Origin of the sequence: Nostoc sp. DedQUE05, from assembly GCF_034530955.1 — a bacterium.
GTDB lineage: Bacteria > Cyanobacteriota > Cyanobacteriia > Cyanobacteriales > Nostocaceae > Nostoc.
Genome location: NZ_JAVRCB010000023.1, coordinates 60,570 through 77,183, shown reverse-complemented (window position 1 = coordinate 77,183; position 16,614 = coordinate 60,570). Strand labels below are relative to the sequence as shown.

The window sequence follows — 16,614 nt, the reverse complement described above, 5'->3', positions numbered from 1 at the left end:
CATTTATCATTTGTCATTGGATTTTTGACTTAGCTATGACTACGAGCCAGTAGGCATTACCTGTGGTTGTAAATAGCAAATCAAATCTTGAATTCCCTTTTGCAGATAGCGGGTTACTGTCATTGGACTAGTACCAATGTTCTTAGCTGCATCCTTGCGAGAAAGTTCCTTCAAAAATACCATTTCAACTGCCATACGGGGCTTTTCTTCCAACATATTGATTGCGCCTTGGAGTTGTTGGCGTTCTTCTTCTTGTTGCAGAAGTACATGAGAACGAGGACAAGGAAGTGCCTCACCTAAGGTTATTTGGCAATCAACATAGTTAACTGCGGTTGCATCTAAACTCAAGGGCATACGGTTTTGAGCAGCTAACTTGGTTTCTTGCCACTCTTGTACAGATACCCGAAGTTGGCTGGCAATTTCAGCATCCTTGGGCGGGCGACCTAAAGAGATTGACAAGTCCTTGCGAATTTTTTGTCCTTCATTATATAATTCTTGCCAACGACGAGGAATTTTTAATAGAGTACTGCGATCGCGCAAAAAGTGCAGCATCTCACCGCGAATATATGGCACAGCAAACGAACTAAAAGCATATCCTTGGCTGGGATCGAAACGCTCAATAGCTCTAATCAAACCAAAATACCCAATTTGTTCTAAATCTTCATAAGGTTCATTGCATTGATGGCTGAATTTATGAGCCATCTTCCGTACTAAGCCAGTATGTAACTGTACAAGTTTATTACGAAGTTTAATAGATGGATTCTGGTGATACAAGTGCAATAATTCTATACCATCAGTTCGTAAAGAGGACTCACTTGTTGCCATATAAATTACCTTTGTTGTAACTCCTATTCCTGAGAAAATGGAGCTGCGTATATTTTCTTCTAAGCTGTTATTATTTTGCTGAGTCAGGGAAGAATAAGCCATCGTCGTTTCACTGAACTTGTTAGGGGTCTAACTCCACAATTCAGTATTTGTACGCATGATTTTGCGAACCCCTCTGTTACAGGTGATTTTTGCTTTTTATATAACTGTTGAATGGTAAATAATCTTTAGCTTTTGCAACAAAAACTAGCTATTTATGCTGAAAAATGCATCACTTACCTAATAGTCATCTGTCATACTGAGTGCAAGTGGATCGGTAGTCAATACTGCACGCTTTGTGGATTTTTAACTCGGAATTGGATTTGGGGAAAAGGTTACTGGGTAAAGGTTAAAGGTTTTTTCTTTCCCCTTTTCCCCAAAACCCGACAAGTATTGGATCGGTATTGAATTAATCGCAAAATAGGTTGCAATCAAGGGTAAAGAGTATGCTATCAGTACTAAAGATGCTGTGAAATCCTCAAAAACTGACGACTCTAATTTTCAACAACAAAGCCGCCCTTCAGATTTGGCAACGATATTAAATCCTTGTCCGTTAACGGCAAAGATTGGTAAGAATAGGAATAAGCAGAACGTTTTCCTCAAAAACAGTTTTTCAATATGAGCAATACCAGTAATTTTCGTGAAGCTATCCGTGAGGCTAAATCTCACGCCCTTGTTGGCCCAAACGTGATTGCCAACGCCCTCCCCTACGTCGGTGGTGGATTGGTGCTAACCGCATTAGGAACCTACGGCGGTTTAGGAATTATCCGTACTAACCCCGAAATATTCTTTCCCACCTTCATTGGTGCGGTGATTTTGGAGTTAATTTTGTTCTTTGTTGCCCAAAATGTTGCCCAAAAAGGTAATAAGGGTCTTGCACTACCTCTGTTGGCAACCTACAGCCTCTTGTCTGGATATACTCTCAGTGGCTTGGTGTATGTCGCTTTGAGATCCCAAGGCGTTGGCATTCAAGGCATTGGGTTAGCTGCCCTTGGTTGTGGTGTCACCTTTATTGCTGCCCGTCAAATTGGTTCAAATCTTTCTGAACAAGATGGCATGGCTTTGACGAAAACCATCAATCTTGGTGTCATTGCCTTGGTGGTTGTGTGTCTTGCCCAATTCGGATTTGCCATGTTTGGTGTTTACGCGCCAAATTGGTTAGAAATTGCCATCTCCGGTTTGGGAGTCTTCCTGTTTGTTGGGGTTTCTGTTGTCGATTTCTACATCTTGCCCCGCACTTACAGCGATGACCAATATTTGCCTGCTGCTTTGTCGATGTACTTAACTTACATAAACTTGTTTGTCTTTATCTTGCGGTTGCTAATTGCCATCAATGGCCGCGATTAATTGTCTGTAGGCACTAAGACAAGTAAAGTTTTATAAAATAAAACCCGTGGTTGAATTTTTAGCAACCACGGGTTTTCATCGTTTTAATAGTAGGATATATAGATAAGTTAAGCCTCAAGTGAGCAAAACTATGCTTGAACTCTTAAATATCAAAATTGAAGTAAAAAGGTTGTCTAATATCTTGACCAAGGCTGAAAGCTGTCTTTGACCTCCCAGAACTGAGTGCAAAAACTCAAGAGTTGAATCAATTAATTTCTCAACCTACTTTCTGGCATAATTCTGTCACTTACTATCAGAAACTTCAAGAAATTGAATACCTCAACGCTAAGAAGAAACAATATCAGCGATCGCACTTCATTCTAGAAGATATCAAAGCTGCACTAGAACTACTAGAATTATCTGCTGATGAAGAATTATTGCAAGAGGCGCAAACCAACCTAACTCAACTCCAAAAAGAACTTGAAACAGTAGAAATAGAACAATTCCTGTCCGGCCCCTGCGACCAAAAGGGGGCATTCTTGGCAATTACGGCTGAGGTTGGAAGTATAGATGCCCAAAAATGGGCAGCTATATTATTACAGCTATACCATCGTTGGGCAGTAAATCATAACCATAAAGTGTATCTAGTGCAAGAGTCAACAGGTGATTTAGGAGGGTTCAAACATGCCACCCTAGAAATTACAGGGCGTTATGCTTATGGCTGGCTAAAATCGGAACAAGGAACTCATGCAAGAATAGAGCGAATTTCTCCTGTTCATGGCAATGGCAGACGGCATACTTGCCTAGCCAGTGTAGAAGTCAGCCCGATTTTAGATGAGTCTATTGATTTTGAGATTCCAGATAAGGATTTGGAAATTACTTTTTATCGCCATCGGGGGAATGTCAACCGAACAGAAACGTGGGTAAAGATGGTTCATATTCCGACTGGGATTAGTGTATCTTGTAACCAAGAGCGTAGCCAGCTGCAAAACAAAGAGAAAGCCTTGGCTATTCTCAAGAGTAAACTGTTTGCGATGTCTACGACGGGCTACGCCTACGCACTAGCCCAAAATGTCCAGCTTGATGAAATTCAACCCGGACAGATAAAATCTCTATCCAGCAAGCTTATCCGTGAATATATCTTGCATCCTTACACCAAGGTGAAAGATTTACGTACCAATGTAGAAACACCTGCTGCGACAGAGGTTTTAGATGGTAAAATTGATTTGTTTATCAAAGCCTATCTGCAACAGCTAAATCACACTACTTCAGTAAGTAAAAAAGCGCTTGATAATTTAAAGTAACTTTTCTAACTTAGATTTAAGTAGTGCAGAAAAAATTTGCCCAATTACAGCTAAAATCAAAAAACATAAGTAGAATAAAGAGCAATTTTTTAATCCAAAGCGCTCTATCTATCATTCAGCAAGCATTATGGATGTCCTAGAACTCAAACGCGAAATCGAAACGTTGTCTGGCCGCCTGGGTAAAACCCAGGACTATCTTTGACGTACCTGCACTGACAGCCAAAATTCAAGACCTCGAAAAAATATCAGCTCAACCAGAATTTTGGGATAACCAAACCCAAGCCCAACAAACTCTGCAAGAACTCAACGACCTAAAAGCCCACCTCCAGCAATACGATCGCTGGCACGCCAATCTCGAAGATACTAAGGCAGTTGTGGAATTATTGGAGTTAGAAACTGATGAGGCACTACTCCAAGAAGCCGAATCTACCATCACTAAACTCAATCGTGACCTAGATCAGTGGGAGTTACAACAGTTACTTTCCGGCCCCTATGATGCCGAAGGTGCTGTACTGACAATTACTGCTGGTGCTGGTGGCACAGATGCTCAAGACTGGGCATTTATGCTGATGCGGATGTACACCCGTTGGGGCGAAGCTCACGGCTATAAGGTAACTTTAGCTGAAGAGTCGGAGGGTGATGAAGCCGGAATTAAATCGGCAACCCTAGAAATTACCGGTCGCTATGCTTATGGTTACTTGCGCTCGGAAATGGGTACACATCGTTTAGTGCGAATTTCACCTTTTAATGCCAACGGTAAGCGACAAACCAGTTTTGCTGGGGTGGAAGTGATGCCACAGATTGACAACTCTGTGCAATTGGATATTCCAGATAAAGATTTGGAAATCACCACAACTCGCTCTGGTGGGAAAGGCGGGCAAAATGTCAACAAAGTAGAAACAGCAGTGCGCATTGTTCACCTGCCCACGGGTCTTGCCGTGCGCTGTACAGAAGAGCGATCGCAGCTGCAAAATAAAGAAAAAGCCCTAAATCGCCTCAAAGCAAAGCTGTTGGTCATAGCCAAGGAGCAACGCGCCCAAGAAATTGCCGAAATTCGTGGCGATATGGTGGAAGCCTCTTGGGGAAACCAAATCCGTAACTATGTATTTCATCCTTACCAAATGGTGAAGGATTTACGTACAAACACGGAAACAACAGCGATTGGTGATATAATGAATGGCGAACTTGATACATTCATTCAAGCTTATCTGCGCCAAGAAAATAAACTAGTAGAAAACAGTCAGGCATAGAGGCATTCATTACATAACATCCCGATTACTAAGGCGTTTCACACAGAAACGCCTTAGCAATATATGGGCGATCGCCATTCTATCCCAGACCAACTGTTACAGTTATAAAAGAGTCTGTAGACAAATAACTATGAGCAACTCACCTTCAACAGAACCTCAACCTAGCTACGTTAAACTCGCCATGCGAAACATGGTGCGGAAGGGTGGAACTTCCCTAAAGCATTTTGGATTGACTGCTGTAGGGCTTTTAGCTCTGCTTGTTGGTCTTGCTTACCTCACTCACTAAACTAGTCATTAGTCATTAGTCATTAGTCATTAATTATATTTAAAAGGACAGATGACCGATGACAAACGACAAAAGACAGTCTTAACGACAAATCGTAAACCTCAGACAAGGAGACTGTGTGCCCCTGAGAGTTGAACTATATGTGGAGGAGTATTTTTATGAGTTGTCCCCGACAACATCTGTAAAAATTGACGAGACTAATGCCCGAATTACACCTGAAACTTGGGAAAACTGGTTTAATCACTGGTTGGAAATACTTCACCCTCAGATTCCACCAGCGCCAAGTTATGAAATCGGGCTGCGTTTGACAGATGACTTGCAAATTCAAGAACTGAATGCTCAATATCGTCAGCAAAATAAGCCGACAGATGTTTTAGCCTTTGCTGCTTTGGAAGTGGATTTTCCTCAAAGCAAAGAAATGCTTGCCTCTGTCCCATTATACTTAGGTGATATTATTGTGTCTGTAGATACAGCACAACGCCAAGCTCAACAACAGGAACATAGCTTATCAACTGAGCTAGCCTGGTTAGCTGCTCACGGTTTATTGCATCTGTTGGGCTGGGATCATCCTGATGAAAAAAGTTTGGAGCGAATGTTAAAACAGCAAGTGGGATTGCTGAATGCAATAGGTATTGCTATTGACATGGAATAGCAGTAATTGAAGTATCTCTTAATGTTAATTTTGGGTAATACTTTTATAATACTTCTGTGGAAAATTGCTTAAAGATTGCCTCAAAGTTAATTCTGCCATTAAGATCGGCGAATATTCCCACTGTAGCAACTCTGTTCTTGTGTTTTTAAGTCTATGTCGCAAAAAATTTCTCCATCACCAACGCCTACCTCGTTACAAACACTGGTGTCTGACGAACGGGAATTCTCCTGGAAAGTAGCCTCTAATTTATTTATTAGTTTTAAATATGCTTGGGCTGGAATCAGCTATAGTTTTCAAACTCAACGTAATTTTCGCATCCACGTAAGTGTTTGTGCTTTAGCTATTGCTTTAAGCGTTTTTTTGCATCTACAAGCGGTAGAAATAGCGGTAATTGGTATAACTAGTGGTTTAGTTTTAGCATTAGAGTTACTAAATACAGCGATCGAGTCTGTTGTGGACTTAACCGTTAAGCAGACATACCATGATTTGGCAAAAATTGCTAAAGATTGTGCGGCTGGTGCAGTGCTTGTCTCTGCTTTCGTAGCGATGCTAGTAGCAGGTACGCTATTGCTTCCTCCTCTGGTAAAGTTAATTATATCGACTTTGTAGAGGTGATTTGCTCCAACGTAGCCCGCACTTCTCTATGAGACGCTGCGCGTAGCGTGCTTTCACGAACGCGAACAGCGTGCCGTAGGCAAGTGGTACGACAAAGTTCAGTGACCACCGCAGGCATCACCAAGTGAGCCAATAAGAGGATCGCATGTCCGATCCCCTAGAGAACACATTATAAGCAATTTAAAATTGAACAAGTGGCTTATCAGAGAGTAGCTGCTTCATATTCACGTGTCCACTTTAGGGTTATTTTTACATCTAGCGAACAAATAAATAAGTAGGCAAGAATAAATCAAACTATGTTATGCAATGTGAAATTAATTAAATTGGTTCATAGCAACCGACTTTAACTCTATTTTAAGGGCTAAAGTTACTTACTACAAACCTTTAATTTATTCACGCCCACTCACTTAGTATGAGATATTTGTCTATGCTGTTGCAACTGATGAGTGATAGAAGCCAGGAGTTATAAACTTTGATTATAGTTATCGACAATTACGATAGTTTTACATATAACTTAGTGCAGTACCTGGGAGAATTGGCATCAGAGTTCCCAGTGGCAGATGATATTAAAGTTTTTCGTAACGACAAGATATCCATAGATGAAATTCAGGCATTAAAGCCGGAAGCTGTAGTTATTTCTCCTGGGCCTGGTCGCCCGGAAGATGCCGGCATTTCTTTAGAATTGATTGAACAGCTAGGACAAGAGTTACCAATTTTGGGTGTCTGTTTGGGACATCAAAGCATTGGTCAAGTGTTCGGTGGTAAAATAATTTCTGCTCCAGAGTTGATGCATGGCAAAACTTCTCAGGTGTCTCACACTGGAGTGGGGGTTTTCCGGGGATTAGAAAATCCTCTGACCGCCACCAGGTATCATAGTTTGGTAATCGAACGTGAGACTTGCCCAGATGTGTTAGAAATCACCGCTTGGGTTGAAGATAACACCATTATGGGAGTGCGACACCGGAACTATCCTCACATTCAGGGCGTCCAGTTTCATCCAGAGAGTGTCCTGACAGCTTCAGGAAAACAGTTATTGCGAAATTTTCTCCAACAGTTACAGTCAAGAGCATAATTAATGAAACGACGACAGTTGATGGGCTATGCTGGGGCGGGGTTGGCCACAGCTTTAGTTACTACCTTGGGTTCTGAATCTCAAGCTGACGCACAATCTAGTGGTTTATCAGTTCAGTGGTTGGGTCATACTTGCTTTCTTTTTACTGGTGGCGGTGCGAAAGTTCTCGTCAATCCATTTCGGTCAATCGGTTGTACTGCTAAGTATCGTCCCCCAAAAGTTGCAGCAGATTTGGTACTGATTAGCAGCCAACTGCTAGATGAAGGTGCTGTGGATGTACTACCGGGAAATGCAAAACTGATCTATGAACCAGGAGTTTATGAGTTTAAAGGCATTAAATTCCAAGGAGTTGCTATAGACCACGATCGCAAAGGTGGTAAGCAGTTTGGCTCAAATACTGCTTGGAGTTGGAAGCAAGGCGGAATTAATATCCTACACTTAGGCGGGGCTGCTGCACCTATTTCTATTGAGCAAAAAATCCTGATGGGGCGTCCCGATGTAGCATTTATTCCAGTGGGAGGCAGTGCAAAAGCCTACAATGCTGAGGAAGCAAAGCAGGCTGTTCAAGTATTAAATCCCAAGTTAGTGATTCCGACTCATTACCGGACACAGGCTGCTGATGCTGCTAAATGCGATCTTTCACCACTAGATAATTTTCTAACCTTAATGCAAGGTATGAAAGTGCGGCGTAGCAGTGCAGATAGTATTTCTATTAGCCCTAAAGATTTGCCGGAGAATGGCGAGATTCAAGTTTTGAGCTACAAGTTTTGAGCAGTAAGGAAATGAAGGAATCAGGGAGCAGAGGGCAGGGGGAAGAATAAAAATTACCTCTTTCTCCTCTGCCCAATGCCCAATTCCCAATGCCCCATGCCCCTAACTTTTAGAACGTATACCACTCTCCGGTCAGCTTATCTGCATCGCTGATGGGAGTCTCAACTGCTGTCGTTTCATTTATAGTCCAAATGTTGTCTGTACCTGCTGTCTGATCGCGCCAGTAGATATCAGTCTTGCCATCGCCGTTGAAATCGCCAAGAGATGGTGTCAAGGCCGCGTTATTAGCTGGTAAGAAAGCTTCAGTTGCAACTGTTGTGCCATCCATCAACCAAGCAGTGTTCTCACCAGTTGTGCCATTGTGCCAGAAGATATCGGTCTTGCCATCACCGTTGAAGTCACCAATTTTGGAAGTCCAGGATGAGTCAAGTGTGCCCAAAGCACCCTCTGTGACTAAAATACCATTTATCGTCCAAACCTTGTTCTCACCGGTTTGAGCGTTTCTCCAGAGAATATCAGTCTTATAGTCGCCGTTGAAATCACCAAGGGTAGGAGTCCAGGCGGGATCTTGTGATTGCAGCGCCAATTCAGTCTTTTGCGTACCATCCATAAACCAAGCTGTGTTATCGCCGGTGGTCTGATCGCGCCAGAAGATGTCACTCTTACCATTGCCGTCGAAATCAACAATTGTAGGAGTTAGTGCTGTGTTTGTAGTGTCTAGAACAGTTGCATTCAGAACAGTAGTGCCATCCATTTCCCAGATAGCATTCTCGCCAGTTGTGCCATTATGCCAGAAGATATCGGTTTTGCGATCGCCATTGAAATCTCCAATCTGAGGACTCCAGGCTGGATCGACGCTACTTAGAGCAGCCGCACTACCAACTTTGGTGCCATCCATTAAGACAATACTATTCTCACCGGTTGTCTTATTGCGTAATAAGAAGTCGGTTTTGCCATCAGCATTGAAGTCAGCAATTTTGTAATCATAGGCGGATAGGTCAAATTGACCTAAAGAACCCTGTTCGATAACTTTTGTGCCATCCATCAACCGAATGATAATCTCACCTGTTGCAGAATTGACCCAAACTTTGTCTGTTTTACCATCCCCGTTAAAGTCAGGAGTAATCGCCGCACTAGTTAAGTAAGGATTAGGATTGGGATTTGCTGACGTTTTAACAGGCGCAGTTACCGGTTGACTTTCTAGTGCTAGTGAAGAACTCTTATTTCCAAACCCCAAATCATAATTTAAACTCTTAAGAGAAGTTGTCAAGATTTCTGATTTTGCAAAAGAATCTGATAACAATCGAGATGTATTCAAAGCTAAGGGTGAGGAATTTGAATTTGCCGGCATGGTGTATTTTTATTATTGGTTGTTATATTCTTTTAACTTTTTTTTGTAATCTCTTTCTGTAACGAAATAACATTTGCTAGGGTTTCAATTTTTCTTTATAACTATTTTTTATTTATTAATGTCATTTCTGGAAGATAAATATTTGTTTGTTTTAAACTATTATTCTAAAATTTTCAAGTTCTATATAAGCATTTGCAAAATATATTTTGTAATTGCTTATATGATTATTTATAGATAAAAATGATTATTTTATCTATTTTCTTTGACATTAGGACTTACGCAAGTGTCACCAAAAAATCGGATTTGTAGTTTGTAGTAAGCGGCTTTAACCCTTATTTTGAGGACTAAAATCCTCTCTGCGAGACGCTACGCGAACACTACGAACTGAAAATAATATGCCAGTTGCGTAAGTCTTGGACATTTGAAGGTTGTATCAAAAATATATCTACAAACTAGAAATTTATTTTATGTTTAATTAAACCGACTTAATTAAGATAGAAGCGAGCGCTACATTATTCCTAATATATTTTGTATAATTTTACCTTTGTTTTCTTGGCAATTTCTTAAGTAATAACTGAATCCTGACTATTTTTTATTTTGTGAACAAGCTTAGATAAAAAATAACCTTGACCACCGGCTAGTCCTAAATTTGAGCTATCTAATTTAACCCAATAAAAATCAAAGGCTATAGGGTTTTTGCTTGTACTTGGATGTATTTCCCAATGCCGCCAAGTAGATGGTGTAGACTGAGTTAATTCGAGATGATAAACATAACGTTCTTGAATTTCATCCCGATAGTGAGTCATGTTGTATTGATAAATACCCAATAACTCAATAATGCGAACTCCCTTAACCCCAGATTCTTCATAAATTTCCCGCAGTACAGCTTCAGATGGCTCCTCGCCTTCTTCAACTGTACCAGCAGGTACTTGCACGCCAGCTTCAGGAAAATCAGTATGTGTAAACACCATTAATTCATCTTTGTTAGTTACGTAAGCGATCGCTTTTTTTATTATGGGTTGAGTAGACATATTTTTTACTGTGTGTTGTTAGCTTGATGAAATACCAAAATTTGTATAAAATAAACGTTTAAAACTTATTTAACTTCATGAATATCCTAAATCACTCGATAAGAACAAGATTTTTGAATTGTTTAAAAATTAGTAAATCTGAGTCTTTAGAGATAATTGATTTTTTTATAATAATTTATAACTTGAGTAGAAACAAATATTGGTTAGAATAACTTAGATTAGCAGCTATTAAGAGGCATCATCTGTGCATTTGTTAGTTGTTAAAAGTGTCAAATAATACAATACTTATTAAAAGTACATCAACTATGCAAGCAGAATATCGGCAGCGTCGCGAGCAATTAATGGCAAAAATTGGTGATGGTACAGCCATTTTTCGCAGTGCGCCAATGGCAGTGATGCACAACGATGTCGAGTATGTTTATCGTCAAGAAAGTGATTTTTTTTACTTGACTGGTTTTAATGAACCACAAGCAGTAGCAGTGTTAGCGCCGCATCACGCAGAACATCGGTTTGTGCTGTTTGTCCAACCGAAGGATCGCGAAAAGGAAGTATGGACTGGTTATCTTTGTGGGGTAGATGCAGCCAAGGAAATTTATGGTGCTGATGAAGCATACCCCATTAGCGAGTTAGATGAAAAGTTGCCGCAGTATTTAGAAAAAGCCAGCCGGATTTACTATCACTTAGGACGCGATCGCAATTTTAACGATCAAATCTTGAAACATTACCAAAGTTTACTGCGGACTTATCCGAAGCGTGGTACTGGGCCGATCGCTATTGAAGATACTGGCCCTGTCCTCAACAGCATGAGATTGATCAAAAGCGAAGCTGAGTTGGAATTGATGCGTGAAGCAGCTGCGATCGCCACCGAAGCACACAATTACGCCCAAGAAATCGCCGCGCCAGGACGTTATGAGTACGAAATTCAGGCGGAGATGGAACGCATCTTTCGAGTCCGGGGTGGAATGGGGCCTGCTTATCCTTCGATTGTGGCATCTGGTGTCAATGCTTGCGTACTCCATTACATTGAAAATAATCGTCAAATGCAGGATGGAGAATTACTGCTAATTGATGCCGGTTGTGCCTATGGTTATTACAACTCCGATATTACCCGGACATTTCCTGTTGGAGGTAAGTTTACGCCAGAACAAAAGACATTGTATGAGATTGTTTTGGAGGCGCAAAAACAAGCGATCGCTCAAGTCCAACCAGGTAATCCCTTCAAGTTAGTTCACGATACAGCAGTGCGCGTTCTCACGGAAGGTTTAATCGAACTTGGCATCCTCAAAGGTGAAATTGATAAGTTAATTGAAGAGGAAAAATACAAACCATATTATATGCATCGTACCAGCCATTGGTTAGGTTTAGATGTCCATGATGTCGGTGTTTATCAGCATGGTGAAGACAAACCACAAATTTTACAACCAGGTCAAATTTTGACAGTGGAACCAGGACTATATATTGTGCCAGATACCAAACTAGCAGAAGACCAACCACAAACCGATCCTCGATGGGTTGGCATTGGCATTCGGATTGAGGATGATGTATTAGTTACGCCTGGGGGACATGAGGTGTTAACTGCGGGGGTTCCCAAAGAAATAGATGAAATCGAAAGATAAAAAATGGGGATGGTAGACATCATCGCTAAGAAAAGCCCTGGCGTTGAAATCGTGGCTATACAGACAAAACCCTTGATTTTGTATAGTCCACGGAGGTTGACTTTGCTTGTGTAACCGTGACTTTTAAAACTCCACTTCTAAAGGAAAAATTGCGGTGAAAGTAGAACCAACGCCTACCTGTGAGGCTAGGTTAATTTGACCTTGCAATAGTTTTACTAAACGCGAGACGATCGCTAATCCCAATCCTGTACTATCAGGAAGATATGGGCGATCGCTAGAACTGACGCGAAAGTAGGGTTCAAATATCTGGGCTTGGTTTTCGAGTGCAATGCCAATCCCAGTGTCAGAAACTGCGATCGCCCATCTCTGCTTCTCCAACACCTGACACATGATAATAATAGTCCCCGACTCTGTATAACGAATCGCATTACTAATAAGATTTGTAATAATTTGTTGCAACTGAAACGAATCTGTGATTAATTTTTCAGGGATGCGATCGCAATCGACTACAATTTGTAAATTTTTTCCCGCAGCTAAAGGTTCCAACATTTGACAGATATTATCGATTAATTCCCGCACATCGGTAAGCGCTAATTGGATTTTTGTCTGTCCTGCCTCATAGCGGGAAAGTTCTAGTACATCATTGATTAAATGGAGTAACTGTCTACCATTGCGTAGTACCCGCTCAATATGTTCTAAATTCGTATAGTTGTCTTTTATATCAGCCTTTCGTCGTTGTTGGCGTAAAAACAGATCCGAATAACCAATAATAGAAGTTAGAGGATGTTTTAATTCGTGGGCTAGTTGAGAAAGATACTCTTGATTGGCGCTAATTAACCGCGTGAGTTCCTCGTTATGGAGCCTTAGTGATACTTGCAACTGCTGTAATTCCCGCAAGCGTTCCTCAACATAACTCTTGAAACATCGAGCGATCGCTTCGTCTAGGATAGCGTCAATCAAACGCATAGAACGAATTATCTCTACAGGTGTTCCTTCCAATAAATCTGCTTGTAGAGCATCAAGTATTATTGTTCGCAGCAGATGATATTCTCTAGCGATTTCTGCTGCATCAAAGCCTTGTTCGGCACGAATAGCTCCATGCTGAAAACTGGCAGTAACTATTGACTGAATATCATTATCTTGAGATTTTGAAAGCACTGTCACCATAGCTTTCAAAACATCAGGGACGTGATCCTTTACGGCTGTATAAGATAGGTCATCAGCACTTTCAATCCGTCTATCCTTGCGAACCGCTAAAATCCATTTATCGACGATGGTATCCGTTTTTTCAGCCAGTACTTGACTAAAATCCATTATGTTAAATTCAGCTAGGAGATAGATGAGTAAACTTCCATATCCAATTAGTTTAGCGAGTGCAGTGGGTTTTTACCAAATTTAACAATTTAGTTCACCTACCAAAAGGAATAGATTATATATGTTATTTTGTTTGCTAATTAAGTAGCCGTATATAAAATTTTATCAGTATATTCCGTTTTATATTAAAAAATATTAATCAATCACGTAATATTTTTGATACTTTGCTTAACTATATTGTTTAGCTGTCTGTGCAAGGAGTTAACTCACAACATAACTAGATACACAAGTCTTATTTGTTGCCATTGACTAGTTATTAACATTTAATTTAAGTATTAAAATAAACAATAGTTATCATAAGATAGATGGCTTTTACTGAGGATCGATGTTATATTGTGCATAATTTAGTATCCATTAGAGTAAGTCAGCCTAATTCAGCGTGTCACAGTGCATAACGCTGGAGCGGAGGAACCAAATTGTGGGGCGTATCTCATAGAAAGTGAGGAGTTGAGAGTGAGGAGTTGGAACTTACTAATACTAATATTTAATTCATAACTCATAACTCATAACTTTCTTGTGAAGGGCATCTCTCAGCCCTAGCCCGTCAGCTAACTTCGTAGGCATTGAGAGGAGACTGAAGAGACGGCATTTTTATAATGTTCCGATCTCATCGGTGTCCAAGGCTGGTACTGCTCGGATTTTTTGTACCTGCACTTAAATCTGTTGAGGTCGTAAATGATATTTCAACTAAATTTGGCTGCGATCGCTGCGATCGCTGGACAAGCTGCTTGGAAAAAAACAAAACCTGTTATTGTCAGGGATGTCTTCTTTCTACCTGTATTAGGCTTCTTGGGAATAATTGTGTTGTGGTGGATTGTTGCACTTGCCAACCATGAATTGATGCCCACCCCACCAGAAGCGCTAATCGCTAATTTAGACTACATCTTAAATCCTTTCTATCAGCGAGGCCCAGGGAATTTAGGAATTGGTTGGCTATTGATCGCAAGTCTGCGCCGGGTATTAATAGGCTTTTTGTTGGGTGCGGTAGTAGCGATTCCTCTGGGGTTTCTAATTGGCATGTCCAGACCGGCAATGATAGCGCTTAATCCGATTATTCAAATTTTTAAACCCGTATCGCCCCTAGCTTGGCTACCCATCGCCTTAGCAATTTTCAATTTAGCAGATCCTTCAGCCATTTTTGTCATCTTTATTACTTCCTTATGGCCGACAATTATTAATACCGCTTTAGGAGTTTCTAGCGTTCCCAAAGATTATTTAGATGTGGCACGAGTGCTAGAAATGCCCCGTTGGCGACGGATTACAAAAATCATTTGGCCTGCAAGTTTGCCGTATATTTTTACAGGTTTACGAATTAGTTTAGGCATAGCTTGGCTGGTAATCGTCGCCGTGGAAATGCTCACAGGTGGTATTGGTATCGGCTTCTTTGTCTGGGATGAATGGAGTCGCTTAAACCTGAGTTCAGTCTTTTTAGCTGTGTTGGTAATTGGTGTAACTGGGTTAATTCTGGATTATGCCGTGGGCAAAATCGAAGAACTAGTAACCCATCGCCCTAAAACTTCTAACTAAGAAAATTCGGCTGCTATCAAAACAGCAAGATTTAACGAGACTCTGCGCCTGGAACGCGAGCAATCAATCACCAATGGAGCTACAAGAATGGGTGATATTAACTGGACTCGACGAGATATTATTAAAGGAATAGGAGCAACAACGGCGGGAATGGCGCTGTCTTCCTGTGGGATTTCAGGAGATAGATCGGCCAAAGGATTGACAGAAGAAGCCTTAGCTGTGCAACCAGTAGTTAAAAGCGGCGACCTAGAAAAAGCCGATCTTACAGTTGGTTACGTTCCTGTTAATGATTGTGCGCCATTTGCGATCGCCTGGAAAAAAGGTTTCTTCCGCAAGTATGGTTTAAACGTTACACTCAACCGCGAAGCCAGTTGGGCCACCTCCCGCGACGGTGTAATTTTTGGTCGCCTGGATGCTTCACCCGTAGTATCTGGTGCAGTTACCAACGCCAGAATTGGTGCCGAAGGCGCACGCCACGCCCCATTGTGTGCAGCGATGACCATACATCGCCACGGTAACGCCATGACCATGAATAAAGCCATGTGGGATTTTGGGCTGCGTCCGTGGTACGAGTATCAAGAAAAATATGGCGATGGCGCTTTAGAAGCCTTTGGGCGCGATTTCCGAGGTTACTTTGACAACCAACCGCCAGAAAACAGAGTTTGGGCAGTAGTATTAAGTTCCTCCATTTACGAATACTTTATCCGTTACTTATCCGCCGCCGCAGGTGTCGATCCGCTTAAAGAGTTTCGCATCATTATCGTTCCGCCTCCCCAAATGGTAACAAACGTACGGATTGGGGCAATGCAAGCTTACATGGTTGCAGAACCTTGGAATACACGAGCAATAACTGGTAATGAAAACATTGGCTTTACCTTTGCACAAGGTAAAGAAGTCTGGTTGGGACACCCAGATCGACTTTTGGGCGTGATGGAATCTTTCATCGAGAAATATCCCAAAACCTATCGTTCTCTAGTCAAGGCGATGATTGAAGCCTGCCAGTATTGCAGCAAAGCAGAAAACCGCCAAGAAGTAGCCGAACTGCTTACAGACCGTTCCTTTACGGGTGCTAGACCCAAAAAGAAAGGTGCGCCAATTGCGAAGTTTACAAGTCCGGCAATTCTCGGCAATTACAACTATGGCGGCTTTGATGGCAAAGACCGCACCATTAAAGCTGCTGACACCACGATTTTCTTCGATATTCCTGACAACCTTCCCAAACAGCCAGGAGAACACTCCACATTCTTATGGCGATCGAGAAGTCTCTGGTTGATGACACAAGCAGCACGGTGGGGACAAATCAAGGAATTCCCCAAAAATGCCGAGAAACTAGCTGGACAAGGCTGGAGAACGGATTTATACCGCGAGATAGCATCGGAAATGGGCATCCAATGTCCCAAGGATGATTACAAGGTCGAACCACCAGAGGTATTTATAGATAAGAAAGGCTTCGACCCCAGCGATCCGGTGGGTTATTTGAATAGTTTTGCCATCAGGGCTAACGCTCCCACTCGTTTTTTCATGTCTTAAATCCCAAGTTCAAATATTGATTGACTAAATTGTTTCCGGAGCCTT

The 16,614-nt window shown here is 41.5% G+C and carries 15 protein-coding genes and 1 riboswitch; of the genes, 11 read left to right on the top strand and 4 right to left on the bottom strand.

The genetic code is table 11. The features are described from left to right. Window positions 1-39: 39 nt before the first annotated feature. Entirely contained in the window at window positions 40-825 is a 786-nt protein-coding gene (locus tag RMZ42_RS18395; protein WP_229498888.1) for an RNA polymerase sigma factor SigF, read from the bottom strand. Window positions 826-1,482: 657 nt separating this feature from the next. Here RMZ42_RS18395 and RMZ42_RS18390 point away from each other — a divergent pair. The 8 genes from RMZ42_RS18390 (at window position 1,483) to RMZ42_RS18355 (ending at window position 8,140) form a co-directional block, all read left to right on the top strand. Further along, window positions 1,483-2,211 carry a Bax inhibitor-1 family protein gene (locus RMZ42_RS18390; RefSeq protein WP_322672737.1) on the top strand — a complete coding sequence of 243 codons (729 nt, stop codon included), beginning with the start codon at window positions 1,483-1,485 and terminating at the stop codon, window positions 2,209-2,211. A gap of 130 nt (window positions 2,212-2,341) precedes the next feature. Then, window positions 2,342-3,494, top strand: a protein-coding gene (locus RMZ42_RS18385) for a PCRF domain-containing protein (protein ID WP_322672736.1) whose coding sequence is annotated in 2 segments (ribosomal slippage) — window positions 2,342-2,416 and window positions 2,418-3,494 — 1,152 coding nt in all. Because the reading frame shifts where the segments join, the coding sequence is not laid out codon by codon here. A 127-nt stretch (window positions 3,495-3,621) separates the two neighbouring features. Next, a protein-coding gene (prfB, locus tag RMZ42_RS18380; protein ID WP_322672735.1) for a peptide chain release factor 2 occupies window positions 3,622-4,744 on the top strand; the annotation gives its coding sequence in 2 pieces (ribosomal slippage) (window positions 3,622-3,693 and window positions 3,695-4,744; 1,122 coding nt in all). 130 nt (window positions 4,745-4,874) lie between these two features. Next, complete coding sequence (locus RMZ42_RS18375; RefSeq protein WP_094350437.1) at window positions 4,875-5,030, top strand: DUF3285 domain-containing protein; 156 nt, start codon at window positions 4,875-4,877, stop codon at window positions 5,028-5,030. A 163-nt stretch (window positions 5,031-5,193) separates the two neighbouring features. Then, window positions 5,194-5,682 carry an rRNA maturation RNase YbeY gene (gene ybeY, locus RMZ42_RS18370; RefSeq protein WP_416211823.1) on the top strand — a complete coding sequence of 163 codons (489 nt, stop codon included), beginning with the start codon at window positions 5,194-5,196 and terminating at the stop codon, window positions 5,680-5,682. A 153-nt stretch (window positions 5,683-5,835) separates the two neighbouring features. Beyond that, on the top strand, window positions 5,836-6,291 hold the full coding sequence (locus RMZ42_RS18365; protein ID WP_322672734.1) for a diacylglycerol kinase family protein: 456 nt from the start codon (window positions 5,836-5,838) through the stop codon (window positions 6,289-6,291). 478 nt (window positions 6,292-6,769) lie between these two features. Beyond that, a complete protein-coding gene (locus RMZ42_RS18360) occupies window positions 6,770-7,369 on the top strand; it encodes an aminodeoxychorismate/anthranilate synthase component II (RefSeq protein WP_322672733.1) in 600 nt (199 codons plus the stop codon). Between the two features lie 3 nt (window positions 7,370-7,372). Beyond that, window positions 7,373-8,140, top strand: a complete 768-nt coding sequence (locus tag RMZ42_RS18355) for an MBL fold metallo-hydrolase (protein WP_322672732.1) — start codon at window positions 7,373-7,375, stop codon at window positions 8,138-8,140. 109 nt (window positions 8,141-8,249) lie between these two features. On the opposite strand, the gene RMZ42_RS18350 is transcribed toward RMZ42_RS18355, so the two are convergent. Both RMZ42_RS18350 and RMZ42_RS18345 read right to left on the bottom strand, forming a co-directional pair. Continuing rightward, a complete protein-coding gene (locus RMZ42_RS18350) occupies window positions 8,250-9,491 on the bottom strand; it encodes a VCBS repeat-containing protein (RefSeq protein ID WP_322672731.1) in 1,242 nt (413 codons plus the stop codon). A 563-nt stretch (window positions 9,492-10,054) separates the two neighbouring features. After that, window positions 10,055-10,522: an NUDIX hydrolase gene (locus tag RMZ42_RS18345; RefSeq protein ID WP_322672730.1), complete on the bottom strand. Its 468-nt coding sequence runs from the start codon at window positions 10,520-10,522 to the stop codon at window positions 10,055-10,057. Window positions 10,523-10,827: 305 nt separating this feature from the next. Between RMZ42_RS18345 and RMZ42_RS18340 the strand changes: the two genes are divergently transcribed. Next, entirely contained in the window at window positions 10,828-12,138 is a 1,311-nt protein-coding gene (locus RMZ42_RS18340) for an aminopeptidase P N-terminal domain-containing protein (protein ID WP_322672729.1), read from the top strand. A gap of 123 nt (window positions 12,139-12,261) precedes the next feature. Here the strand turns inward: RMZ42_RS18340 and RMZ42_RS18335 are convergent, their stop codons facing one another. Further along, window positions 12,262-13,452 carry a HAMP domain-containing sensor histidine kinase gene (locus RMZ42_RS18335; protein ID WP_322672728.1) on the bottom strand — a complete coding sequence of 397 codons (1,191 nt, stop codon included), beginning with the start codon at window positions 13,450-13,452 and terminating at the stop codon, window positions 12,262-12,264. A 416-nt stretch (window positions 13,453-13,868) separates the two neighbouring features. Further along, window positions 13,869-14,090: riboswitch (cyclic di-AMP (ydaO/yuaA leader) on the top strand. A 97-nt stretch (window positions 14,091-14,187) separates the two neighbouring features. On the opposite strand from RMZ42_RS18335, the gene ntrB reads away from it, so the two are divergent. Beyond that, a complete protein-coding gene (gene ntrB / locus RMZ42_RS18330; RefSeq protein ID WP_322672727.1) occupies window positions 14,188-15,039 on the top strand; it encodes a nitrate ABC transporter permease in 852 nt (283 codons plus the stop codon). A gap of 87 nt (window positions 15,040-15,126) precedes the next feature. Continuing rightward, window positions 15,127-16,569: an ABC transporter substrate-binding protein gene (locus RMZ42_RS18325; protein ID WP_322672726.1), complete on the top strand. Its 1,443-nt coding sequence runs from the start codon at window positions 15,127-15,129 to the stop codon at window positions 16,567-16,569. The last annotated feature ends 45 nt before the right edge of the window (window positions 16,570-16,614 follow it).

Bases quoted from the DNA above. Each gene is read 5' to 3' on its own strand.
- ntrB (WP_322672727.1), top strand. From the start codon at position 14,188: ATGATATTTCAACTAAATTTGGCTGCGATCGCTGCGATCGCTGGACAA.
- RMZ42_RS18355 (WP_322672732.1), top strand. From the start codon at position 7,373: ATGAAACGACGACAGTTGATGGGCTATGCTGGGGCGGGGTTGGCCACA.
- RMZ42_RS18395 (WP_229498888.1), bottom strand. From the start codon at position 825: ATGGCAACAAGTGAGTCCTCTTTACGAACTGATGGTATAGAATTATTG.
- RMZ42_RS18390 (WP_322672737.1), top strand. From the start codon at position 1,483: ATGAGCAATACCAGTAATTTTCGTGAAGCTATCCGTGAGGCTAAATCT.
- RMZ42_RS18345 (WP_322672730.1), bottom strand. From the start codon at position 10,522: ATGTCTACTCAACCCATAATAAAAAAAGCGATCGCTTACGTAACTAAC.
- RMZ42_RS18325 (WP_322672726.1), top strand. From the start codon at position 15,127: ATGGGTGATATTAACTGGACTCGACGAGATATTATTAAAGGAATAGGA.
- RMZ42_RS18350 (WP_322672731.1), bottom strand. From the start codon at position 9,491: ATGCCGGCAAATTCAAATTCCTCACCCTTAGCTTTGAATACATCTCGA.
- RMZ42_RS18365 (WP_322672734.1), top strand. From the start codon at position 5,836: ATGTCGCAAAAAATTTCTCCATCACCAACGCCTACCTCGTTACAAACA.
- RMZ42_RS18340 (WP_322672729.1), top strand. From the start codon at position 10,828: ATGCAAGCAGAATATCGGCAGCGTCGCGAGCAATTAATGGCAAAAATT.
- RMZ42_RS18375 (WP_094350437.1), top strand. From the start codon at position 4,875: ATGAGCAACTCACCTTCAACAGAACCTCAACCTAGCTACGTTAAACTC.
- RMZ42_RS18335 (WP_322672728.1), bottom strand. From the start codon at position 13,452: ATGGATTTTAGTCAAGTACTGGCTGAAAAAACGGATACCATCGTCGAT.